This is a genomic window from Natronomonas amylolytica (genome assembly GCF_037031205.1).
GTDB lineage: Archaea > Halobacteriota > Halobacteria > Halobacteriales > Haloarculaceae > Natronomonas > Natronomonas amylolytica.
In genome coordinates, this window is sequence record NZ_JAYEZM010000004.1 from 158373 (window position 1) to 181762 (window position 23390).

The following is a 23390-nucleotide window of genomic DNA, read 5'->3' on the forward strand; positions in this document are numbered from 1 at the left end:
CCGGGCTTTAGTCGTCGGCGGTGACCGGTTCGGCCTCGGCGGCCTCGGCTTCGGCGGCTTCCTCCGCTTCTTCCTCTTCCTTCTTGGCCTTGATCTTCTTCATGCGGAAGATCTCCTCGCGCTCCTGCTCTTCGAGTTTCTGCTCGATATACTCCTGTGCCTCGTAGAGGTCCGGCAGGAGTTTGAACTCGAGGGCGTTGACGCGCCGCTTGGTCTTCTCGATCTCGTCGAGCATCTTCTTCATCGCCGTCTCGACCTCCGCGGCGAGGATGACCGACTCCAGCAGTTCCTCGTAGGCGTCGGCGGCCTCGTCGATGCGCGCGGAGGTGCCGACCAGTCCGTAGCCACGCTGGTCCAGCGACTTCTTGACCTTCGTGGACTCGATCTGGGGAACGACCACGCCCATGATGTTCTTCGACTGGGTCGTGATTTCGGGGTGTTCCTTCAGCGCCGCCGCGGCACCGCGGACCGCAACGTCGCCCTCCATGGCGCGGGCCATGTTGATGTTCCGCTGGGCGCGCTCGTAGTCGGCATCGAGGTCGGAGCGAACGTCCTGTGCCTGATCGAGGATGTCCATGAACTCCATGATGAGGCCGTCACGCTTCTTTTCGAGCGTGTCGTGGCCCCGCTCGGAGAGTTCGATGCGGTCCTCGATCTGCATGAGGTTCTTCCGCGTCGGCTTGACGTCCTGGGCCATTCTTACGAGGCGATTCTGTCCGAACCGGGTTAATCCTTCTGGAGTTCCGGCCGAACACGCAGTTCGTCGGCCTCGGTGTCGACGACCGCGTCCATCAACATCGACAGCGCGGCGACCGTCCTGTCGTCGGTCGTTGCGGGGTCGAGGTGGTAATGAATCGTCGCCGAGGCGTCGACACACCGCTCGCCGAGCGAATGGAGGAACTGGAAGGACCGCTCGCGGTCGGCGTACTGCAGGAGGGCGGTCAGGGAGTCGAAACACACCTCGGTTCCGGCGCTCAGCGCCTCGGTGATGGCGATACCCTGTCCGGTCAGGTCGTTCGGCTCGACGTCCGTCCCGATATCGAGGGTATCGATTCGCGGCCCCTCGGAGCCGTCGGCCGCGAGTCGCTCGCGGAGCGTCGCCACGTCGGCGCCGGCGTATCCGACCAGAAGGATATCCTTCGCGCGCGCGGAGAGCGCCGAACAGACGCCGGCGTCACTATCGATAGTCGGCGACAACACCAGCACCGTCGTGGCATCGTCCGGAATACCCCCCACGAGGTGCTCTTCCATGTACGTTTCCTATCCGAGCGGTCGGTAAAGAAGGCGTTGGCCGACTCAGCAGGTTAGTCCGCGGTCTGAGTCGCTTCTTCCTCTTCGACGTAGTACTCGTCGATGAGGTCCTCGTCGATACGGTTGAGTTCCTCTTTCGGGAACTCGCTCAGCAGGTCCCAACCGAGGTCGAGCGTCTCGCCGACGTCGCGGTCCGTGTCGTAGCCCTGCTGGACGAACTCCTCCTCGAAGGCGTCCGCGAAGTCGAGGTACTTGTTGTCACGCTCGGAGAGCGCTTCACGACCGACGATGTTCACGAGGTCACGCAGGTCTTCACCCTCTGCGTACGCGGCGTACAACTGGTCGGAGACGTCGGCGTGGTCCTCGCGGGTGTACCCCTCGCCGATACCGTCGTCCATCAGCCGCGAGAGACTCGGCAGGACGTTGACGGGCGGTTCGATACCCTGACTGTTGAGGTCACGGTCGATGTAGATCTGCCCCTCGGTAATGTAGCCGGTCAGGTCCGGAATCGGGTGGGTGTCGTCGTCACCCGGCATCGTGAGGATGGGAATCTGCGTGACGGAACCCTCACGGCCCTCGATGCGGCCGGCCCGCTCGTAGAGCTGTGCGAGGTCCGTGTACATGTAGCCGGGGTAGCCACGGCGGCCGGGGACCTCCTCACGCGCGGCACCGATTTCGCGCAGCGCCTCGCAGTAGTTGGTCATGTCCGTCAGGATGACCAGCACGTGGTAATCCTTCTCGAAGGCGAGGTACTCGGCGGTGGTCAGGGCCATCCGCGGCGTGACCGTCCGCTCGACTGCGGGGTCGTCCGCGAGGTTCATGAAGACGACCGACCGTTCCAGCGCGCCGGTGCGCTCGAAGTCGTCCATGAACTCGTTGGCCTCCTCGGCCGTGATGCCCATCGCACCGAAGATGACTGCGAACTCGGATTCGTCGTCGTCCCCTTCTTCCTCGGGCACCGTCGCCTGACGGGCAATCTGCAGTGCGAGGTCGTTGTGCGGCAGCCCCGACCCCGAGAAGATGGGGAGCTTCTGACCCCGAATGAGGGTGTTCATGCCGTCGATGGCCGAGACACCCGTCTGGATGAACTCCTCGGGATATTCGCGGGCCGTCGGGTTGATAGCCGCCCCAACGATGGGCTGTTCCTCGTCCGGTTCGATTTCGGGACCGCCGTCGATGGGTTCGCCGGAGCCCGACAGGACGCGGCCGAGGAGGTCCTCGGTCAGCGGCATCTGCAGGGTCTCACCGAGGAACCGAACCGACGAGTTGCGGTCGATGCCCGAGGTACCCTCGAACACCTGAATCGCGACGTACTCGGAGGTGGATTCCAGCACCTGGCCGCGTCGCGTTTCGCCGTTCGGCGTCTCGATCTCGACGATTTCGTCGTAGCCGACCGGCTCGTCGACCTCGGCGAACACCAGCGGTCCGCTGATCTCCGTGATAGTTTTGTATTCCTTCTGCATCGTTAGTACAGCTCCCGGAGCTGCTCGGTGATGTCGTCTTTCAGCTCCTCGATGTACGATTCCCACTCTTCCTGAGTGTTCATCCGGTTGAGCCGCGGGAGGGCGTCGACGTCGATGATCTCCTCGACGGGAACGCCGGCCTCCAGCGCCTCGAAGGCCTCGTCGTTGAAGTGCTGGATCGCCACGAGCATCTCGTGGGTCTTCTCCGGCTCACAGTAGGTGTCCACGTCGTGGAACGCGTTCTGCTGGAGCCACGCCTCGCGGATGTACCGGGCGACCTCGAGGGTGAGCTGCTGGTCTTCCGGCAGAGCGTCCTTCCCGACGAGCTGAACGATCTCCTGCAGTTCAGCCTCCTCGTCGAGGACGTCGACGCCCCACTGGCGTACCTCGGGGAACTCCTCGTGGACGTTCTCCCGCCACCACGGGTCGAGCTGTTCCTTGTACAGCGAGTACGACTCGTTCCAGTTGATAGATGGGAAGTGCCGACGCTCCGCGAGGTCGGCGTCCAGCGCCCAGAAGCACTTGACGATACGCAGGGTGTTCTGGGTGACCGGCTCGGAGAAGTCCCCGCCCGGCGGCGAGACGGCGCCGATAACGGAAATCGAGCCCTCGCTGCCGTTGATGTTCTGGAACTTGCCGGCGCGCTCGTAGAACTCGCTGAGGCGCGCGGCCAGATATGCCGGGTAGCCCTCCTCGCCGGGCATCTCCTCGAGACGCGAGGAGATTTCGCGCATGGCCTCGGCCCACCGCGAGGTGGAGTCGGCCATCAGCGCGACGTCGTAGCCCATGTCGCGGTAGTACTCGGCGATGGTGATGCCCGTGTAGACACAGGACTCACGCGCCGCGACCGGCATGTTGGACGTGTTCGCGATGAGGCAGGTCCGAGACATCAGGGGCTTGCCCGTCTTGGGGTCTTCCAGTTCCGGGAAGTCCTCGATGACCTCGGTCATCTCGTTGCCACGCTCGCCACAGCCGACGTAGACGACAATGTCCGCGTCGGCCCACTTGGCGAGTTGGTGCTGGGTGACCGTCTTCCCGGAGCCGAACGGGCCCGGAATGGCCGCAGTCCCACCCTTCGCGATGGGGAAGAGGCCGTCGAGGACGCGCTGGCCCGACACCAGCGGCGTCGTCGGGGTCTCCTTCTCGACGGTCGGTCGGGCCTCTCGGACCGGCCACTCCTGTCGCATCTGGATTTCCTCGCCGTTGTCGAGTTCGACGACCGTCTCCTCGACGGTGAAGTTACCCGACTCGACGGAGACGACCTCGCCGCCCTCGTAGCCCGGCGGTACCAGCACTTTGTGGTCGATGCTCTCGGTTTCGGGGACGATACCCACGACGTCGCCGGAGGACACATCGTCGCCCTCCTCGACTTCGGGGTTGAACTCCCAGGTCTTTTCGAGGTCGATACCGGGGGCGTCGACACCGCGGTCGAGGAAGGCGCCCATCTGTTCTTCGAGGACGTCCAGCGGACGCTGGACGCCGTCGTAGATACTGTCCAGCATCCCCGGTCCGAGGTCGACGGACAGCGGTTCGCCCGTGTTCTCGACCGGTTCGCCGGGGGCGACGTCGGAGGTCTCCTCGTACACCTGGATGGTGGTGAGGTTCCCCTCGATTTCGATGACCTCGCCCATCAGGCCTTCCTCGCCCACGTAGACGACGTCGTTCATCCGGGCGTCGAGGTCGACCGCGGTCACGACCGGACCGCTGACGCTCTCGATGACGCCCTCGTCCGTGATTTCGCTTGCAGTTGCTTGGCTCATGATTAGTCTTCCATCAGGTCGATGCCGATGGCGCGTTTGATTTGCTCGCGTAGGTTGCCCGAACCGGTCCCGCCACCCAGCGTGACGACGACCGGTTCGACGCTCGTTTCGACGCGCTGTCGAACTGTACGGGAGAGGTACTCGGTGTCCTCGTCGTGCATCACGACGATGCCGACGTTGTCGTCGTCCAGCACCGACTCGACGGCGTCGTCGAGTTGCTCCTCCTTGTCGGCGTCCTGGACGTTCTCGAACCGGCGGACGCCGGCGAGGCGAAAGCCGGTCGTGAAGTCCGGACTGCCGATGACTGCGATCTCCTGGCTCATTCTATCACCAGTTCCTCCTCGATTTCCTCGACGTCGAGTCCGGCCTCGCGGCCGCGGGCGATGGCGCGGATGTTCTCGACTTCCCGCTCCTTGGCGAGAATGTAGGAGAGAACCGGACACACCGAAAGCGGGTAGCGGTTCGAGAGCTTGCTCGAGTACTCCAACAGCGCCGCGTCGAGACCGTGTTCGAACTGGATGAGGCTGTCGGCGTCCTCCAGTTTCGTCAGCGCTTCCTCGAGGTCGTCGCCGTAGGTGCTCTCACGAATGCGGGAGACCAACTCGTCGATATTCGTCGCCAGTTGACGGAGTTCCTCGCCTCCGAACAACTGGCCACCCTCGATGAAGTAGGCGGTCGGCTCGATGTCGGCGCCGCTGCGTGCGATACGCAGGGCGTTCCGGAGGTTCCGGAAGTCGATCTCGGCTTCGAGGAACTCCCGATACAGCGCCTTCGGCGTGTCGGGTTCCGGCTGGCCGATATCGTCCATCAGGTGCGCGTAGAACGCGCGGTCGACGGCGTTCTCCAGCGGCACGAGGACGCCCTCGCTTTCGAAGTCCTCGAAGGCCTCCTCCAGCGGGTCGCCGAAGATGGTATCGGAGAGTTGTTCGACGACGTCCTCGATGCTCGTCGATTCGACGAGGCGGTCGAGGCGTTGCTCGGAGAACTCACCCGTGCGGGTGAGGTCGTCCTCGATGTCCTCGCGGTCGGCCTCCGTGTAGACGCCACGGATGACCGTCTTGACGTTCCACGCGTCGAACTTCCGGAGGTAGTTCGCGATGTACCCGTAGAGGTCGCCCTCGGACCACGAAAGCAGGTCGTCGAAGTGCTTGGCGAGGTTCCGGTTGAGGGCGTACTCGATGAGGTCGACCCCGGAGTGGCGCGCACCCAGGGCGTTCATCTCGGTTTCGTACTCGGTGTCCTCCATGAAGCGGGCGATTTCGCTCGGGCCCATCCGGACCAGTTTGCGGTAATCGTCCGCGTCGAAGAGTTTCGCCCGCCGCGAACGGACTCGCGCCGTGACGTATTCGTAGTTCGAACTCCCTTCCGTTTTGATGCTCATTCTTCGAAGAGGCGTGCGCTTATCTCGCGCAGGTTGTCGTCCCAGACATCCTCGAGGGCGGAGTCGAACGTGTTGTCGACACGAACGCGCGACTCGTCGGATTCGACGACGACGCCGCCGAGACAATCGACGGGGTCGCCGACCTCGAAGCCGTCGTAGTCGGCGACGACCGACTCCAGGAGTTCCTGGTCGTCCTCACGACCGTGGACCCGAGCCGTCTCGGCGTCCTCGAACTCCTCGGCCGCCGCATCGAGCAGCGACCGCGTCAGCTCTTCGCGTTCGTCGCCGGAGATGTCGGCTATCTGTGCTTCGACGTCGTTGCGGACCTCCTCGAGAACCTCGCGGCGAGCCTCGAGGCGCTCCTGCTTGGCCTCGAGTTTCGCGCTGGAGAGTTTCTGCTCGCGTTCCTGATCGACCGTCTTCTCGACCTCGCGTTCGGCCTCCGCTCGGATGTCGTCGGCCTCCTGCTCGGCCTCGGAGACGATCTCCTCGGCACGCTCTTCCCCCTCTGCGCGAATCTCCTCCGCACGCGCGCGGGCTTCGTCTCGGATGTCCTCTACGACCGTATCAAGGCTCATTGTTTGGAAAAGTTGGATGCGGTTTAGACGACGAAGACGACGACCAGCGCCAGAATCACGAGCGTCTCCGGCAGGACCGTCAGGATGAGGCCACGACCGAAGAGGTCCTCGTTTTCCGCCATAGCGCCGACCGCCGCCGCGCCGATGCCGCGTTCCGCATAGCCCGCACCGAAGGCCGCCAGACCGACCGCGAGCGCCGCAGCCGCCGCGGGTTCGAGGGCGGGGCCGCCCGTCGCGCCTTCTTGGAGAACCGGTGCAACACTGCTCAGGACCGTGGCAAGTTCAAGCATGGTTTGAGTTTCCGTCGGGTGGATTGACTGCTATCCGAACAGACGGATATGTTCGTACTGAGTTCATAAAACTTCCCAAACGCCCTCGAAAGCCGCCGTCCTGTCGGTATGTGAACGTTACACAGCCTAACGGCTCACTTACCTCTCAGAACTCCGAAAATATAAAAACGAGGAGGGGTCGCTACTCCTCGGTCGTGTACTGCCGGTCGTAGCCGAAGGGCTCGTAGGGCTTGCCACCGCCCTCGTAGAACTTCCCGAAGAACTCGACGTACTCGAGACGCACACCCTGTAGGCCGGCGCTCGTGATACCAAGCACCAACACGAGGAGGTGCCCGATGACGAGGATGAGGATGCCGACGACCACGCCCGCGATGCTGCTGTGAATCAGTCCGGCGGACATGATCTCGACGACCTCGTTGCCGTGGAACGTCGTTCCGACCTCCGAGGGCATCCCGCCGATGCCGAAGTGCCAGTAATCGGTCGTCTCGCCGCCGTGGGTCTCCTCGGTGACGTAGACCCCAAACACCAGCAGGTTGACCACGAAGGCCATTCCGGCCTTCGCGAGCAGCACTGCGGCGATCCGGGTATACGAGAGGACGTTGACGAGGACGTTGAGGAACTCGACGCCCTCGATGGGTTCGCCGACGACGAGCAGCACGAGGCCGACCGCGAAGACGGCGAGTCCGGCGAACCCGACCACCTCGGGGAGGCCGGTGAAGCCGAGCGAGAACGGATGGCCGGCGAAGACGCCGGCGTCGGCGCTGACGAGCAGGTCAGGCGCGGCGCCGGACGGCGGGGCGTCGGCGAAGATCCACGCCCAGAACCCGAACAGCATCATCAGCCACGAACCGCTCTCCAGGACCGCGTCCCTGAAGCCGTGCGAGAGGTTCTGGTAGAAGTCGATAATCCACCCGATAGCGAGGTGGACCATCCCGACCAGCAGGCTGATGGCGAGCCAGCCGAGCGCGTAGTCGGCGTAGGCGGGGTTGAGCCCCTTGTGCATCGGCGGGCTACCGCCCCAGACGATTTCCCCGAGCTGGTGGAGTCCGAATACCTCGCCGTACAGGACGCCGAAGATAGCGGTGAACAGCCCGGCCCAGATACCGACGCCGCCGAGCGACCGGATGCCCTCGGACTCGAACCGGCTCATCAGCAGGTAGCCGAGCCCCATGTAGAGGAGCCCGTAGCCGAGGTCACCGATCATGAACCCGAAGAACGCCGGGAACGTCAGGAACAGGACGAACGTCGGGTCGATCTCGTCGTATCGCGGTCGGTTGATGACGCCGACGAGCGTCTCGAACGGTTTGACCGTCTTGGCGTTGTCCTGGACGACCGGCGGGTCGCCGCCGCTCATGGCCTGACCGCCGTCCGCGACGGCCTCGCCCTCGTCGGTCGAGCCGTGTTCGACCTCGTCGTGGTCGTGGGCGTGCCCGTCCTCGTAGTCGGCCCGCTCGAGCTCCTCGATTTCGGCGTGGTCGCCGACCTCGGCGCTCAGCGTCTCCGCCAGTTCGGTGTACTGTTCGCTGGGAATCCAGCCCTCGGCGACGAAGGCGTTCTCCGTCGTCGCGAAGGTAAGCGGCGCCTCGCGCTTCTGGACCTCGATGCTGAGTTTCTCCTCGGCGGCCAAGAGGAACCCGGCGACCTCGTGTTTGAGGTCCTCGAGTTCGCTTTCGACCGTCTGGAGTTCGGATTCGATCTGTCCGTGGCGGTGCTGGAGGTCCTCGATGTAGGCTTCGGGGCTCGTCGCCTCGTCGCCGTCGCCGAGGTCCGGAATCTCGTAGGTGGTAAAGGCCGTGCCCACGAGCGCGTCTTCGAGGTCGACGTCCGGGTAGGCGAAGACGGCGAGGTAGCCGTCCTCCTCGAATATCTCGTACCCGGTAATCTCGGTGGTGTCAGCGAGGGAGCGTCGAATCGCCTCGACGTCGCCCTCGCCGACCGCTGCGGTCAGCGACTCGTACCCCGAAAGCAGATCGAGGTCGATACCGAGTTCGGCGAACGGTCGGGCCGTCTCGACCTTCTCCTCGATGTCGCGGAGTTCCGCCTCCAGTTCGGAGCGACGGTCGTCGAGTTCGTTGGCCCGCGTTCGGGTCTCCTCGAGTTCCGCGTCGAGTTCCTCGTCGTCGAGGATGCGCGTCCGGCCGGCGTCCTCCTCGGTAACGTCGAGGGTGGACTCCAGTGCCCGAACCGTGACGAGTTTCTCGGCGGCCTCGTCGGCGCCCTCGATGGGATTGCCGGGGTCGAAGCCGTCCCACGCGTCGTCGTAATCGGTGACGTGCAGGAGGTTGACCGAATGAATCGCCTCGATGGTCTCCTCCATGACCCGTTTGGATCCCGTCACCGAGACCCGACTCATTTTCTTAGGTCTGAGACTGGACATTCACCGCCTCCTTGAATAGGTCCACCGCGTGGTCGACGACCTCGTCCCGACGCTGTTCGGCGTGCGTTTCGAGGGCCTCGCGTTCTTCCTCACCCGTCGCGAGGATCTTCTCGCGCTCGGCCTCGATGCTCTCGCGAGCCTCCTCGAGCCGTTCGTCTTTGAGCTCCGAGGCGTCCTCGCGAGCCTCCTCGCGGATGCGTTCGGCCTCCTCACGCGCCTCCGCGATGCGCTCTTCGCGCGCTTCTTTCGCGTCGGCGACGATCTCGTCGGCCTCACGCTCGGCCTCCTTGATTCGGTCAAGAACCTCTGGCCTGGCCATAATTATATCATCTGACGGTTCGGAAAGCGCCTATTTGGTAGTTGCGAAAGCGATTAACCGTGTTCAGCCGGTTTGCCGTGTTATAGACCCACATGGAAGACACGTCGGGATAAGCAGAATTATGCCCGAACCGTCCCAACGGGTGGGTAATGGGAGTCCTCGAAGACAAGGCGCGAGCGCGGGTCTTCTACAAGTACCTCTCGAAGGCGTACGACACCATCAACCCGTTCATCTGGAACGAGGAGATGCGCGACGAGGCGCTCGAATGGCTCGACGTCGACGAGGGTGACCGCGTCCTCGACGTCGGCTGTGGGACCGGCTTCGCCACCGAGGGCCTCCTCCAGCACACCGACGACGTGTGGGCCCTCGACCAGTCGGCCCACCAACTGGAGAAGGCCTTCGCCAAGTTCGGCAAACGCGGAACGGTAAAGTTCCACCGCGGCGACGCCGAACGCCTCCCCTTCGACGACGACAGTTTCGACGCCTACTGGTCGTCGGGCTCCATCGAATACTGGCCGAACCCCGTCGAGGCGCTCCGTGAGGCCCGCCGTGTGACCGAGCCCGGCGGTACCGTGCTCGTGGTCGGCCCCGACTATCCCAGTTCGACGCTGTTCCAGAAACTCGCCGACGCCATCATGCTGTTCTACGACGAGGAGGAGGCCGACCGGATGTTCGCCGAGGCCGGCTTCGAGGAGTTCGACCACCACGTCCAACAGCGCGCGCCCGGCACGCCGCGGGCCATCACGACCGTCGCTCGCGTCCCCGAGGGCACGGACACGAGCGACGAGGACGCGACCGATGCCGAGACGGCGTCGACCGCCTGACCCTCACTCCGACCCCCGAGCGGTGACGGTCAGTTCTGCGATTTCGTGACCACGGGCGTAGAGCCGTATCTCGACGCTCGCGCCCGCGTACAGCGTCGGGTCGTTCGTCCCCGCGATACGGAAACTCGCCGTTTCGCCCGCCCGCCAGTCGCCGGTCGTGGCGCTGTTGAACGGACCTGTCGGGCCGCTTTCGAACCCGCGGGCCGAAAAGAAGGGCACGGGCGGCTGTGTATCCAGCGGCTCGCCGTCGACTCGAACGCGCACGCGGAGGGACTCGGGGGCTATCGCGGCCCCGCTCTGGTGGGTGAGCCGAACCGTGCCGTCCGCCTCGGCCTCGGCATCGAAACTCGCGGCGGGCGCGGTGCTGGGCGGGTCGACGGCGACCGCGGCGCCGACGATGACGGCGCCGGCAACGGTTATCGCCGTCAACAGCAGACAGCCGACCACTGGGGACAGCGCCCGTTCGGACACGGGAGGTCTGGTCCCGGCATCGTATAAAAGGGCTCGGGCGCGACCGCCGGCCATACCGATTGCTGCCGGCTTTCATCGGCGAGCGCCCGGTGCGGCTTAGTGCTTGCCGGTGATTCGTTACAACGACCCGTCTCAGTCGAGTTGCGTCTCGACGGTGAGCGTCCGCCCGTCGTGTGTCGCGTTGACCGTCACGTCGCCGTGGGGGCCGACGGTCCAGAGGCGTTCGCCGTCCGTCGACCCGATGGGGTCGCCGTTCACGTCCACGGTGGCGTCGACGTGCTCGTCGGTCCCGTTGTCGACGACGGCGACGCCGAGGGGACCGCCGGCTCTGGTCGTCTCGACGACGACTCGGAGGTCACCGTCGGCGGTCTCGTTTTCGACGGTCGTCGTCGGGACGACCGAGGGGTCGTTGAACTGGAACTCCCGGAAGACGTCCCCGGTCGAGCCGTCGAAGAAGATGACGAGGCCGGGCGTCGTCGCCGCGTGGGCGTGGCCGACGTCGAGGGGCCAGACGCCCGCAATCGGGAAGACGTGCGGACGGCCACCGTATCGACCGATCTGGATGCCGCCTTCCTGATTCTCGTCGGTCCACGGGTACAGCTCGCCGAACCGCTGTTCGACCTCTTCGGCGCTGAGCGAGGACGGTCGCGACGGACCGCGGGCATCGCGGATGTGTGCCTCCCGAACGTACTGTGAGTCGTCGAGTTCGGGGTCGTCGACGGTCGATAGTACGACGTCGGTGTCCGCTGTTTCGACGTATATCGGCTGTCCTGCGCCCGTTCGTGCTATCTCACCGATTCGCTGACGGACGGGGCCGTACAGCGGGAGCAGCCTCGCCCTGAACTCGCCGAGTTCCGCCCTCGTCAGGACCGGGTCGTCGAGTCGGCTGTTCTGTCGGTCGAGCGTCTCGACGAGGCCGTCGAGTTGCCGGGCCTCGGCGTCGATGACGGCCATGGCGCGGAGGAGTTGCGTTTCGGTCAGGTTGCCCGACCCATAGTCGTCGACCGCCTGTCGCTCTCTGGCTTCGAGCCGCCGGATTCGCGTCCCGACGCGCTCGGCGGCCCGACGAACGGCTTCCCGCCGTTCGGTTTCGTTGTCGGAGCCACGCATCACGCTCCGGAGTGTGATCTCGGTCGATTCCGCACGAACGGCCGCCGTCTCGCTCCCGACGGCGGCGGCCACGTCGAGTTGGCCGTCGGTCGTGGTGGTGCGGTCGGGCGCGCCGGAAATCGCGAGGTACTCGCTCGTATTGCCGGGGCTGACGACGGAGCCGCCGTGGTCGGTCGCCGCCGAGGCCTGCACCCCGTCGGTGGCGACCGGCACACCAGCGACCATCGAAAGACAACAGAGGAGGGCAACTGCGACCGCGCGGAGACCGTTCATATTCCAGTGGACGACGTGCGAGACCAAAAATCCGGCCGTCCGGTATCGCGGTCCACTCGGTCCACACGACGGGTCGAGAGCCGCCGAGACCGTTTATAAGACGTGGAAACATTTTATCACCCGATGGAAAGCGTTTTCCCGCGCGGGTGTGCATAAATCGCCCAATGCGGTACCGCCGCCCCGTGCTGCTGTGTGCCCTCCTCCTCGTGGCCGCGACCGTCGGTGCCGTCCCGGCGAGCGCCCAACCCGCCGGCGAGGAGACCACCTTCGAGGTACAACTCCAAGACGACGGGGACGCCCGATGGACCATCGTTATCGGGACTCCCATCGAGGACCAGCAGGACCTGGAGGAGTTCCGCGCGTTCGGCGAGCGGTTCGAGAGCAACGAGGAGGACTTCCCGGTCGGGGTCGAGGTCTTCGAGCAGGCCGCCGGGGAGGCTTCGACCGCGACCGGCCGGGAGATGGCCATTCGATCGACCGACCGCACCGCCGCCGTCGTCAACGACACCGTCGCAGGCAACGCGACCGGGTACGGCGAGTTGCGAGTGTCGTTCACGTGGACCTCCTTCGCCCGCATCGGCGAGAACGGAACGATGTACGTCGGCGACGCGTTCAACACGACCGACGGGACGTGGCTCCCGGGACTGGAACGGGACCAGACGCTCGTCATCCGGTCGCCGCCGGGCTACGGTAGCCCGACGACCTCGCCGATCGGCGCTGAGGGCGGCGACCTCCGGTGGGAGGGGCCACAGACCTTCGAACCGGGCTACTTCGAAATCGAGTATCAGCCCCATTCGACCGGGCCAGTCGATACGATGATGGACCTCTCGACGATACTGCTCGTCGGCGCGTTGCTGTTCAGCGCCGCGGCGCTGATAATCGGGCTCTATCTCCTCTGGCGCCGCCACGGGGACGGAAACCCGATCGCGACTGTGACCGAGGCCGAACCCGACGAGGCCGAGCCGACGCCGGACCCCGGTACCGGGTCCGAGCCGGCATCTATACCCACGAACGGTGCTGCCGGTGACGAGGAGCCGGACCTCGAACTCCTCTCGGACGAGGAGCGGGTCGAATACCTGCTCGAACAGAACGGCGGGCGGATGAAACAGGCCAACATCGTCAAGGAGACCGGCTGGTCGAACGCCAAAGTATCACAGCTCCTCTCGTCGATGGAGGAGGAAGGCCGCGTCGACAAACTCCGCATCGGCCGGGAGAACCTCATCAGCCTCCCCGACGAGGGGCTCGGCGAGATCACCGAAAACGAAGGATAGCCGACCGATGCGAAGACATCTCGTTTTCCGTTGAACAGCGTTTACGGCCGTATAAGACCCCGACAAACGCTGTACGATTCGGAAACGTTTAACCACGAACAGTCGTCATATCCGGTGATAGCCGCATGAAGATACTTGTCACTGTCAAAGAGGTGGCTGAAGTCGAAGACCAGTTCGAAATCTCGGGTCTCGACATCGCCGACAGCTCCCTCGAATACGACCTCAACGAGTGGGACGACTACGCCGTTGAGGAAGCCGTACAGCTCAGCGAAGCACACGACGACGTCGAAGTCGTCACCGTCACCATCGGCCCCGAACGCGCCGAAGAGACGGTCCGCATGGCGCTGGCCAAAGGCGCCGACCGCGCCATCCGCGTGTGGGACGACTCCATCGAGGACGCCCAGTTCCTCGACGTCGACACCAAAGCCGAAATCATCGCCTCCGTCGCCGAGGAGGAAGACCCCGACTTCATCCTCTCCGGCGTTCAGGCCGGCGACGACGCCAACGGCGCCACCGGCGTCGCCGTCGCCGAACGCCTCGGCTTCGAATGGGGTGCCGTCGTCAACGCCCTCGACCTCGACGTCGACGAAGGCATCGCCTCCGTCCACCGCGAACTCGAAGGCGGCGTCGAAGAGCTGACGGATATCGAGATTCCCGCCGTCCTCACCATCCAGACCGGGATCAACGAGCCCCGCTATGCCAGCCTCCGTGGCATCCGGCAGGCCCAGCGCAAGCCCCTCGACGTCCAGACCCTCGACGACATCGGCCTCGACGCCAGCGTCGTCGACTCCGAGATCGAGCGCACCGACATGTACGAACCGGAATCCGAAGGCGACGCCACCCTCTGGGAGGGCAGCGCCGAGGACACCGCCGGCGAGTTGGCTGACTTCCTCCGCGACAAAGGGGTGGTCGAAGGATGAGCGTGCTCGCAGTCACCGAACATCGCCGCGGCGAACTCCGCGACATCTCCTTCGAGATCATCACCGCCGGCCGCGAACTGGCCGACGAACTCGGCGAGGAACTGAACCTCGTCGTCATCGGCGGCGACGTCGACGGCTTCGCCGAGACCCTCAACCGCGACGGCGTCGACACGGTCTACACCGTCGACGAGGGCGAGGAGTTCAACCACGGCGTCTACACACAGGCCATCGAACAGCTCCACGCCGAACTGGAGCCGACCGCCCTGCTGACGCCGAACTCGGTCAACGGCCTCGACTACACCCCCGCCGTCGCCGAGAGCCTCGACCTTCCGCTGGTCACTGACGCCGTCGCCCTCGAGGGCGGCCAGCCCGTCGAAGTCACCCGCGAGCAGTACGGCGGCAAGGTCGAGACGACCTACGACATCGACGCCGACCAGTACGCCATCAGCATCCGCTCGGCAGAGTGGCCGGTCGCCGAAGACGCCGGCGACGCCGCCATCGAATCCTTCGAGGCCGACATCGACGAGAGCCAACTCGGCTCGACCGTCAACGGCTTCGAGGAAGTCGGCGGCGGCGACGTCGACATCACCGAGGCCGACGTGCTCGTCTCCATCGGCCGCGGTATCGAGGAAGAGGAGAACCTCCCGCTCGTGGAGGCCCTCGCGGACACGCTCGGTGCGACGCTGTCGTCGTCGCGTCCCATCGTCGACAACGGCTGGCTGCCGAAGAACCGGCAGGTCGGCCAGTCCGGCAAGGTCGTCGAGCCCGACGTCTACATCGCCATCGGCATCTCCGGGGCCGTCCAGCACGTCGCCGGCATGAAGGGCGCCGACACCATCATCGCCATCAACACCGACCCCAACGCGCCCATCTACGACATCGCCGACTACGGTATCGTCGACGACCTCTTCGACGTCGTTCCGCAACTCATCGAGGAGTTCGGCGGCGAAGCGCCTGACGTCTGAAACCCCACTTTTTGCACGCTCCGGCGGTTCGGCGCGCGAGGCGCCGAACCCGCCTCCGCGGCAAAAACGTGGGGAAAATATGCGCGCGCTCCTCCAGCCGCGCCCTTCGGGCGCGTTAGTCGTCGCGCGCTACGGCGCCTCCCTCCGGTCGGCGCCGGGAACCGCCTCGGGGGCGACCTTCGGACGCCCCCCTCGGCGGATGCTATCTCTCGTTCTTTTATAAATCAAGTTTCTGCCGGAAAATCAACCACTCGCCTGCAACTACCGAACAGAACTTGATGCTAGCATCCGCGAGGCGCGCGAAGCGCGCCGTGCAAAAAGTTCGGACCGCATCCGTTAGGTACTTGCGGGGAACAGACCTATCGCTTTTATGGAGTATCTGGAGCGCCGCCGGTCGTTGGTCGACGACCGGATGGAGGCGGTCCTCGACGCCACCGAACCCGAGACGATGACGGATCGGTTGGAACACGTCTCGCTGTCGGGGGGCAAGCGCGTCCGACCTATCGTGACGCTGCTGACGTTCGAGGCCGCGGGTGGCGAGTTAGCGGGTGAGGACGGCCTGGCTTCGGAGGCGTCACGCAACGCGGTCGATTTCGCCGTCGGCATCGAGTTGGTGCACAACGCCTCGCTGGTCGTCGACGATATCATCGACGAGTCGGAACTCCGTCGCGGCGTCGCCAGCGCGTGGTCGGCGTTCGGCCACGGTGCGGCCATCATCGCCAGCGACGGGTTGCTCGGCGAGGCGTTCGAACTGTTTTCGGCCGACGAACGTGCGATGCAGGCGGTCACCGAGTCGATGGTCGAACTCGGCGAGGGCGAGGCGACCGAACTGGTCGAACAGCCCGCCAGCGAATCGGAGTACATGGAACTGGCCCGCCGGAAGACGGGCGCGCTGTTCCGGGCCGCGGCCGAACTCGGCGCCGTCGCGGCCGACGCGGACCCGCATACGGTCGAGGCCTTCGGCCAGTACGCCGAACGCGTCGGCATCGCCTTCCAGATTCGGGACGACGTGCTGGACGCAACCGCGGACCCCGAAGAACTCGGCAAACCCACGGGACAGGACGCCGAGATGGAACGGCCCTCGCTGGTCCAGATTACGGAGTTGACCCCCGAGGAGGCCAACGGGCGGGCTCAGGACGAATCCGACGCGGCGCTGGCGGCGCTGGAGGCGACCGACTCGACCGACTCCGAGGCCGCCGGCTATCTGGAGGACCTCGCGCGGTTCGTGGTCGTCCGCGAGCGGTAGCGAGACGCGACCGGAGGGAGCGTCTCGGAAATGCGAGTAGCGCGGGACCGGAGGTCCCGCGGACCGTGCGAGCGGCGAAGCCGCAAGCAGACGGTGAACGAAGTGAGCCGCGAGCGAACCGGGCGTGTCGGCCGCAAACCTGTACGGCTATGTGGCCGCCGCCGCTAGGTAGGGTGTGTCCGCTGACCGCCCCGACCGCCCGGGTGTCGCCGCGCTCGTCGCCGAGTTAGAGGTCCGCCGTCACGCGCGCACCGCGCTCGCGGTCGGCATCGGCTTCGCCGCCGTAGTGTTCCTCCTGTTCGCGTATCTGCCGGGGACCGACGAGTCGCTGGTCTTCTGGGCGGGTCTGAGTTTCGTCCTCGCGTTTTCGGTGTTCGGACTGGTCGCGACGGTACTGGTCGGTATCGCGGCCTACCGTCGCACACTCGAAGTCAGGGGTCGCGAGCCGGGCCGACGCTCGCCGTCGACGCTGGCTATCGTCTTCGGCCTGCTCGGATGGGTACTCGTCCCGGTCGTGGCGACGCTCGCCTTCGACGTGCCTTCGGAAAGCCTCCGACTCGCCATCGCGCTGTTGACAAGCGGGTTCGTCGCGCTCACCGTCGGCGGCATCGGCGTGCGCGTCGTCGGCGCCCTCACTCTGGAACACGTCTGGCGGCCACCCGAAGCGGTCCTCGGGGCGACAGCGTACACCCTCGCCGTCGCCGCGCCCGCCGTCGGCTGTCCGTCCGGTGGAATCTGTCTCGGGACGCCCGATTCGCTGGTCGCGGCGACGGTCGGCCTGCAGGCGAGTGCCGCCCCGCCAGCCTACGCGATGGTCGCGCTCGGCGGCGGAGCCATCGTCGGGGTTGGTCTCGGCTTACGTGGAGCGTCGCCGCCGCACGGCTTCTTCGCGGGTGTGGTCGCGGCCCTGAGCGTGTTGCCGGTCGTGGCGGCCGCTGCGGCGTCGCCGGATGTCGTCCGGTCGACGGCGCTGTATCTGCCGGTCGTCCTCGGAACGGTCGCGGCGGTCGGGAACGCGGCTGGTATTGCCGCAAGAGCATCGCTGTCGGGCGATTGAGCGAATCCATATGGGTCTTACGTGAACGATAACCCTTTTCTCCCGGGCATAGAAACCGATAGCACATGTCCGAGGAGCTCAAGAAAGGGCTAGAGGGTGTCCTGGTCGCCGAGTCGTCGTTGAGTTACATCGACGGCGACGAGGGGAAGTTGGTCTATCGTGGCTATACCATCGATGACCTCGCGCGAAACGCGAGTTTCGAGGAGGTCGTCTATCTCCTGTGGCACGGCGAACTGCCGGGCGCCGACGAGTTGGAATCATTCAAGGCGTCAATGGCCGAGGAGCGCCACATCGCCGACGAGGTCCACGACCTCGTTGCCGACCTCGCCGCCGCAGACGAGGAGCCGATGGCCGCGCTGCGGACCATCGTCTCGAACCTCTCGGCGTACGACCCCGACACCGACGCCGACCCGACCGACGAGGAGGCGAACCTCCGGAAGGGCCGCCGCATCACGGCGAAGATTCCGACCGCGCTCGCCGCCTTCGCGCGCCAGCGCAACGGCAACGACCCGGTCGAGCCCCGCGAGGACCTCGACCACGCCGCGAACTTCCTCTACATGCTCAACGACGAGGAACCGGACGACGTGCTCGCCGAGACGTTCGATATGGCGCTCGTCCTGCACGCCGACCACGGCCTGAACGCCTCGACGTTCTCGGCGATGGTCACCTCGTCGACGCTGGCTGACCTGCACGCGTCCGTCACCTCCGCCATCGGTGCGCTCTCGGGCAGCCTCCACGGCGGCGCCAATCAGGACGTCATGGAGATGCTCAAGGAGGTCGACGCCTCCGACAAGGACCCCCTCCAGTGGGTCACCGACGCGCTCGAGAACGGGCGCCGCGTCCCCGGGTTCGGACACCGCGTCTACAACGTCAAGGACCCCCGCGCTCGCATCCTCAGCGAGAAGTCGAAGGCCCTCGGCGAGGCCGGCGACATGAAGTGGTACGAGTACTCGACGACCATCGAGGACTACCTCGTCGAACAGAAGGGGCTGGCCCCGAACGTCGACTTCTACTCGGCGTCGACGTACTACCAGATGGGCATCCCGGTCGACATCTACACGCCCATCTTCGCGATGAGCCGCGTCGGCGGCTGGATCGCCCACGTCCTCGAACAGTACGACGACAACCGCCTCATCCGCCCGCGGGCGCGCTACGTCGGTCCCAAGGACCAGACGGTCACGCCCATCGACGAACGGTAAGGCGAGTCGCTCGAATTCCTTTTCGTCGCCCTCACGCCCTTTAGCGGGAGTAGTGCGGTTTCAGAGGCCGGCCAGCCGAACGCCGACCAACAGCCACGCTGCGGCGAGCCACGACTGGAAGAGCAGGCTGCCGAGCGCCGACAGCAGGACGAACTGTCGGTCGTCCATGTCGGCGACGCCGGCCGGAACGGTGAGCATGCCCCGCGTAAAGAGGAGCGCGTTCGAGACGGGAATCGCCAGCGGCCCCCAGCGGTCGAACCAGTCGTCGAACCGCGCGAGTTGAGCCTCCGAGACGCGGAACCACGACTGTTCGAGGAGGTACTCCCGGCCGGCGCGCTTGGCGATGGTAAACAGCGCGAACTGGCCGATGGTAGCGCCGACGACGGCGACGCCGATGACCGCGGCGATACCCGGCAGGTCCCCGGTGCCGGCGGTCAACAGCGCGATGCCGGCCGGAACCAGCGCCTCGCTGGGCGCGAAGTAGAGCAACATCGCACCCTCGAGGATGAGGATGAAGAACAGCGCGGCGAGGCCGTACCGTTCGAGGAGTTCGGCGGCGTAGGCCGAATCCGTGACGAGAAACAGGTAGATGCCGACGGCGGCACACGAAAGCGTCAGGGCGACGACGATGTGGACGAGGTGGCGTTCGAGAAAGCTCCGGGCACGTTCGAGGGCGGAGGGACGACCGTGCGACATTCAATTCACGTTCGGCGGAGACTGCTTATAGGCGTTGTGACCGCACCCGCCGCGCGTCGGCCCACAGCCGCAGGGGGCTGGTCAGCCGGTATAGATGGCGTAGTTGAGGACCGACGCGAAGGAGACCCACAGGAGATACGGTATCTGCAGTGCGGCCGCCCGTCGGTCCACGCGGTCGAAGGCGGCGATCATGCCGACGATGGCGACCCAGAGCGCGAGGATGACGGCGAGGCCGAGGCCGGGTCGCTGGAGGCCGAAGAAGACGGGCGTCCAGAGGAGATTCAGGAACAACTGGACGCCGAAGGCGGCGAAAGCGACGCGGACGGGTCGGCGGTCGAGACCCTGCCGCCAGACCAGAAACAGCGAGATTCCGAGAAGCGTGAACAGCAGCGTCCAGACGACGGGGAAGGCGATCTCCGGTGGGTAGAACCACGGGCGTTCGATCCAGTCGGTTTCGGCGCCGAAGAGGAAGGCGGGGGCGGCGCCGACGAGGTTCACGCCGAGGACCATGCCGACCGCGAGGAGCAGGTCGCGACGCGAGCGACCCTGTAGGAGTGCCATAGCATATAAACGGCGGGTGGGGCCGTAGATGTGTCGCCGGGAGCGACGCGCCTTTGAGCGATGCGCTCGGAGGACCGCATATGGACTTCACGGACCGCCCGCGGCGGTTGCGCACCGACGGCGTGCGCCCGCTAGTCAGCGAGACGGAACTGCAGGCGTCGGACCTCATCGCACCGATATTCGTCGACGCGACGACCGACGAGCGCGTCGAGATCGAATCGATGCCGGGCCACGAGCGCGTCCCCGTCGACGAGAGCGTCGACCGCGTACGCGAGGTCATGGAGACGGGTGTCGAGGCGGTGATGGTCTTCGGCATCCCGGAGTCGAAAGACGAGACGGGCTCGCGCGCGTGGGCCGACGAGGGCGTCGTCCAGCGCGCGGTCCGGCGAATCGTCGACGCCACCGACGCCTACGTCATCACCGACGTCTGTCTCTGTGAGTACACCGCTCACGGCCACTGTGGCGTGCTGGAGGAGGGTGCCGAGGCGGACCCGCGGCTGACGGTCAAAAACGACGAGACGCTCGAACTCCTCGCGAAGACGGCCGTCTCCCACGCCGAGGCCGGCGCCGACATGGTCGCGCCTTCGAGCATGACCGACGGCATGGTCGGCGCGATTCGCGAGGCGCTGGACGAGGCGGGCTACGAGAACCTGCCGGTCATGTCCTACGCCGCGAAGTACGAGTCGGCCTTCTACGGTCCTTTCCGCGATGCCGCCGACGGCGCGCCGGCCTTCGGCGACCGCCGGCACTACCAGATGGACCCCGCGAACGCACGCGAGGCGATGCGCGAGGTGCGACTGGACGTCGAGCAGGGCGCCGACGTGCTGATGGTCAAGCCCGCGCTGCCGTATCTGGATATCGTGAGCGAGATTCGGCGGGAGTTCGACCATCCGGTGGCGGCCTACAACGTCTCCGGCGAATACGCGATGCTGCATGCGGCCGCGGACCGCGGGTGGCTCTCGCTGGACGAGGTCGCCCACGAGTCGCTGCTGTCGATCAAACGCGCCGGTGCCGACCTGATTTTGACGTACTTCGCCGAGGACGTCGCCGAGGCTCTCTGAACGGCCGGTCGTTTTTATTACCGCCGATTCTGCGACCGGTATGGGTGATGCGGAGAGCGACGATGGAAGGGACACACGCTCGTTGAGCGACGGGTGGGTCGGTGCCGTCGGCATCGTCATCGTGACCGCGGCCGTGCTCGTCGCTACGGTACTGTTGACTCCCGAATCGCCCGACTGTACGGCCTACATCGGTACTGCCAAACTCCTGTGTCCGTGGTATCGGGAACTCTTCGGGAACGCCGCGCTTCTTTTCGGCGTCCTCCTGGGCATCGTCGTGGTGGTCGGTTACCCCATCAGGCTGCTTCACGAACTGCTCGATGCCCGTGGATAGCCGGCGCGCGCGACGTAAACGAGTTCCAATTCAGGTAGTTGGCAAGCTTTGCAGTTTGTATTTGTCCAGAAATACTCAGCTTCAGTAGCGATTTCGTGAACGAGAGCCGACCTTATACAGATATTATCCTACCCAATATCCGACGACCGTTCACTAAGAGAGTTCGAAATTGAACATTCCCAACTCATAGATTTATGTAGGGTGATTCGATAAGGTTCTCGCGTGAAGCAAAAGACAATCATGAAGCAAATTGAAGAAAGCGTGGACATGCATTCAGATATGTGCAGTAACAGTACCGAGGTGGAAGTATGCTAGATCTCGCGCTGCAGGTCGACCCCGCAGGCGTTGCCGGGGCGCTCAACTACACGTGGATCCTGGTAGTGACGTTCCTCATCTTCTTCATGCACGCGGGCTTCGCGATGCTGGAGGCCGGGCAGGTGCGCTCGAAGAACGTCGCCAACCAGCTGACGAAGAACATGCTCACCTGGAGTGTCGGTGTGGTCGTGTTCTTCCTCGTCGGGGCAGGCGTGAGTAGTCTCGTCGGCGGGGGCGGCTTCAATTGGGTCGCCGGAAACGACCCCGCCTCGTGGGGCAGCGGATGGCTCTACGGTGCCGTGTTCGCGATGACCGCGGCGACCATCGTCTCCGGGGCCGTCGCCGGCCGCGCGAAACTCCGTGCGTACGTCGGCTACACGATTCTGCTGGCAGCGATCATCTACCCCGTGGTCACGGGCATTACGTGGAGCGGGGCGTACATCAGTCAGTACATCGGTTCGGGCTTCCAGGACTTCGCCGGCGGGATGATCGTCCACGGCATGGGCGGCATCGCCGGCCTCACCGCTGCCTGGGTGCTCGGTCCGCGCATGGACCGCTACAACGAGGACGGCAGCGTCAACGTTATCCCCGGTCACTCGATGACGTTCGCGGTGCTCGGGACGCTGCTCCTCTGTTTCGGCTGGTACGGATTCAACGTCGGGACGGCGTCCATCTTCGTCGAGAACGCCGCCGGTGAGATGGTGTTCAACGGCGCCGTGCTCGGTCGCGTCGCGCTGACGACGACCCTCGCGATGGCAATGGGCGCGGTCGGTGCGGGATCGGTCTCAGTGCTGAAGACCGGGAAAGTCGACACGCTGTACGTCGCGAACGGCCTGCTGGCCGGCCTCGTCGGCATCACCGCGATTCCGAACGTCGCGGCGTGGTGGGGCGCGCTGGTCGTCGGCCTGCTGGCCGGTGCCCAGTTGCCCCTCGTCTTCGAGTTCGTCGAACGGACGCTGAAAATTGACGACGTGTGTGCGGTCTTCCCCGTCCACGGCTCGGCCGGGGTCCTCGGGACGCTGCTGTTCCCGTTCGTCGCCGCACCGGGCGTCGTCGACAGCATCGCACAGGCGTTCATCGCACAGCTCGTTGGCGTCGTCGCCATCACGGTGTGGACTGTCGCCGCGACCGCCATCGTCTTCGGCGTGTTCAAGGCACTCGGGCAGGCTCGCGTCACTCCCCAGCACGAACAAGAGGGCCTCGACATCGCCGAACACGGCGTCGACACCTACCCCGAGTTCGGTGGCCGCGATACGGTCGCCACCGACGGCGGCTTCCGCGAGCAGAACGGCATCGTCCGCCCCGACGGCGGCGTCGCCAACGACGGTCAGATCAAGATGGTCACGGCGTTCATCCGTCCGGACAAACTCTCGGACGTCAAGAAGGGCCTCGCCGAAGCCGGCGCGCCCTCCCTGTCGGTGACCAACATCTCGGGTCGCGGCTCCCAGCCCGCGAAGAAGGGCCAGTGGCGCGGCGAGGAGTTCACCGTCGACCTCCACCAGAAGGTGAAGGTCGAATGCGTCGTCGCGGACATCCCCGCCGAAGACGTCGCCGAGGCCATCCGCGATTCGGCCAAGACCGGCGAACCGGGCGACGGAAAGGTGTTCATCCTCCCCGTCGAGAACGCCTACCAGATCCGCACCGGCGAGGACGGACCGAGCGCGGTCTAAC

Annotated in this window: 24 protein-coding genes; 10 read left to right on the plus strand and 14 right to left on the minus strand. The window is 65.4% G+C overall.

Annotated features, from left to right (window positions below; translation table 11 throughout):
* Positions 1-7: 7 nt before the first annotated feature.
* The 10 genes from U5914_RS06475 to ahaH all read right to left on the minus strand — a co-directional run bounded on the left by U5914_RS06475 (position 8) and on the right by ahaH (position 9419).
* A complete protein-coding gene (locus U5914_RS06475; RefSeq protein ID WP_336134943.1) occupies positions 8-697 on the minus strand; it encodes a V-type ATP synthase subunit D in 690 nt (229 codons plus the stop codon).
* Positions 698-726: 29 nt separating this feature from the next.
* Positions 727-1251, minus strand: a complete 525-nt coding sequence (locus U5914_RS06480) for a DUF7504 family protein (protein ID WP_336134944.1) — start codon at positions 1249-1251, stop codon at positions 727-729.
* A 53-nt stretch (positions 1252-1304) separates the two neighbouring features.
* Positions 1305-2714 carry an ATP synthase subunit B gene (locus tag U5914_RS06485; protein WP_336134945.1) on the minus strand — a complete coding sequence of 470 codons (1410 nt, stop codon included), beginning with the start codon at positions 2712-2714 and terminating at the stop codon, positions 1305-1307.
* Positions 2715-2716: 2 nt separating this feature from the next.
* Complete coding sequence (locus U5914_RS06490; RefSeq protein WP_336134946.1) at positions 2717-4474, minus strand: ATP synthase subunit A; 1758 nt, start codon at positions 4472-4474, stop codon at positions 2717-2719.
* Positions 4475-4476: 2 nt separating this feature from the next.
* Entirely contained in the window at positions 4477-4797 is a 321-nt protein-coding gene (locus U5914_RS06495; RefSeq protein WP_336134947.1) for a V-type ATP synthase subunit F, read from the minus strand.
* Positions 4794-5855 carry a V-type ATP synthase subunit C gene (locus U5914_RS06500; RefSeq protein WP_336134948.1) on the minus strand — a complete coding sequence of 354 codons (1062 nt, stop codon included), beginning with the start codon at positions 5853-5855 and terminating at the stop codon, positions 4794-4796. Before U5914_RS06500 ends, U5914_RS06495 begins: the two co-directional genes overlap by 4 nt.
* Positions 5852-6433 (minus strand): V-type ATP synthase subunit E, encoded by a 582-nt coding sequence (locus U5914_RS06505; protein WP_336134949.1) that lies wholly within the window; start codon positions 6431-6433, stop codon positions 5852-5854. Before U5914_RS06505 ends, U5914_RS06500 begins: the two co-directional genes overlap by 4 nt.
* A 23-nt stretch (positions 6434-6456) precedes the next feature.
* Entirely contained in the window at positions 6457-6723 is a 267-nt protein-coding gene (locus U5914_RS06510) for a F0F1 ATP synthase subunit C (RefSeq protein WP_178289591.1), read from the minus strand.
* Between the two features lie 181 nt (positions 6724-6904).
* Positions 6905-9100, minus strand: coding sequence for a V-type ATP synthase subunit I (locus U5914_RS06515; protein WP_336134950.1), 2196 nt, complete (start codon positions 9098-9100; stop codon positions 6905-6907).
* Positions 9081-9419 carry an ATP synthase archaeal subunit H gene (ahaH, locus tag U5914_RS06520; protein ID WP_336134951.1) on the minus strand — a complete coding sequence of 113 codons (339 nt, stop codon included), beginning with the start codon at positions 9417-9419 and terminating at the stop codon, positions 9081-9083. Before ahaH ends, U5914_RS06515 begins: the two co-directional genes overlap by 20 nt.
* A gap of 149 nt (positions 9420-9568) precedes the next feature.
* Between ahaH and U5914_RS06525 the strand changes: the two genes are divergently transcribed.
* Positions 9569-10243 carry a methyltransferase domain-containing protein gene (locus U5914_RS06525; protein WP_336134952.1) on the plus strand — a complete coding sequence of 225 codons (675 nt, stop codon included), beginning with the start codon at positions 9569-9571 and terminating at the stop codon, positions 10241-10243.
* A 3-nt stretch (positions 10244-10246) separates the two neighbouring features.
* On the opposite strand, the gene U5914_RS06530 is transcribed toward U5914_RS06525, so the two are convergent.
* Positions 10247-10714, minus strand: coding sequence for a type IV pilin N-terminal domain-containing protein (locus tag U5914_RS06530; protein WP_336134953.1), 468 nt, complete (start codon positions 10712-10714; stop codon positions 10247-10249).
* Positions 10715-10846: 132 nt separating this feature from the next.
* On the minus strand, positions 10847-12097 hold the full coding sequence (locus U5914_RS06535) for a DUF7096 domain-containing protein (protein ID WP_336134954.1): 1251 nt from the start codon (positions 12095-12097) through the stop codon (positions 10847-10849).
* A gap of 164 nt (positions 12098-12261) precedes the next feature.
* On the opposite strand from U5914_RS06535, the gene U5914_RS06540 reads away from it, so the two are divergent.
* The 6 genes from U5914_RS06540 to citZ all read left to right on the plus strand — a co-directional run bounded on the left by U5914_RS06540 (position 12262) and on the right by citZ (position 18755).
* On the plus strand, positions 12262-13368 hold the full coding sequence (locus tag U5914_RS06540) for a helix-turn-helix transcriptional regulator (RefSeq protein ID WP_336134955.1): 1107 nt from the start codon (positions 12262-12264) through the stop codon (positions 13366-13368).
* 125 nt (positions 13369-13493) lie between these two features.
* On the plus strand, positions 13494-14288 hold the full coding sequence (locus tag U5914_RS06545; protein WP_336134956.1) for an electron transfer flavoprotein subunit beta/FixA family protein: 795 nt from the start codon (positions 13494-13496) through the stop codon (positions 14286-14288).
* Entirely contained in the window at positions 14285-15253 is a 969-nt protein-coding gene (locus tag U5914_RS06550) for an electron transfer flavoprotein subunit alpha/FixB family protein (RefSeq protein WP_336134957.1), read from the plus strand. The genes U5914_RS06545 and U5914_RS06550 overlap by 4 nt, the downstream gene beginning before the upstream one ends.
* A 370-nt stretch (positions 15254-15623) precedes the next feature.
* Positions 15624-16499 (plus strand): polyprenyl synthetase family protein, encoded by an 876-nt coding sequence (locus U5914_RS06555; protein WP_336134958.1) that lies wholly within the window; start codon positions 15624-15626, stop codon positions 16497-16499.
* Positions 16500-16674: 175 nt separating this feature from the next.
* On the plus strand, positions 16675-17556 hold the full coding sequence (locus U5914_RS06560) for a DUF7536 family protein (RefSeq protein ID WP_336134959.1): 882 nt from the start codon (positions 16675-16677) through the stop codon (positions 17554-17556).
* 65 nt (positions 17557-17621) lie between these two features.
* A complete protein-coding gene (citZ, locus tag U5914_RS06565) occupies positions 17622-18755 on the plus strand; it encodes a citrate synthase (protein WP_336134960.1) in 1134 nt (377 codons plus the stop codon).
* Between the two features lie 60 nt (positions 18756-18815).
* On the opposite strand, the gene U5914_RS06570 is transcribed toward citZ, so the two are convergent.
* Complete coding sequence (locus U5914_RS06570; protein WP_336134961.1) at positions 18816-19451, minus strand: DedA family protein; 636 nt, start codon at positions 19449-19451, stop codon at positions 18816-18818.
* 81 nt (positions 19452-19532) lie between these two features.
* Complete coding sequence (locus U5914_RS06575) at positions 19533-20012, minus strand: TspO/MBR family protein (protein ID WP_336134962.1); 480 nt, start codon at positions 20010-20012, stop codon at positions 19533-19535.
* 80 nt (positions 20013-20092) lie between these two features.
* Between U5914_RS06575 and hemB the strand changes: the two genes are divergently transcribed.
* From hemB to U5914_RS06590, 3 genes are all read left to right on the plus strand, one after another.
* The gene (gene hemB, locus U5914_RS06580) at positions 20093-21073 is read left to right on the plus strand and encodes a porphobilinogen synthase (protein ID WP_336134963.1); all 981 of its coding nucleotides are present in this window, start codon (positions 20093-20095) and stop codon (positions 21071-21073) included.
* Positions 21074-21113: 40 nt separating this feature from the next.
* The gene (locus U5914_RS06585; RefSeq protein WP_336134964.1) at positions 21114-21404 is read left to right on the plus strand and encodes a hypothetical protein; all 291 of its coding nucleotides are present in this window, start codon (positions 21114-21116) and stop codon (positions 21402-21404) included.
* A 308-nt stretch (positions 21405-21712) separates the two neighbouring features.
* The gene (locus U5914_RS06590) at positions 21713-23389 is read left to right on the plus strand and encodes an ammonium transporter (RefSeq protein ID WP_336134965.1); all 1677 of its coding nucleotides are present in this window, start codon (positions 21713-21715) and stop codon (positions 23387-23389) included.
* The last annotated feature ends 1 nt before the right edge of the window (position 23390 follow it).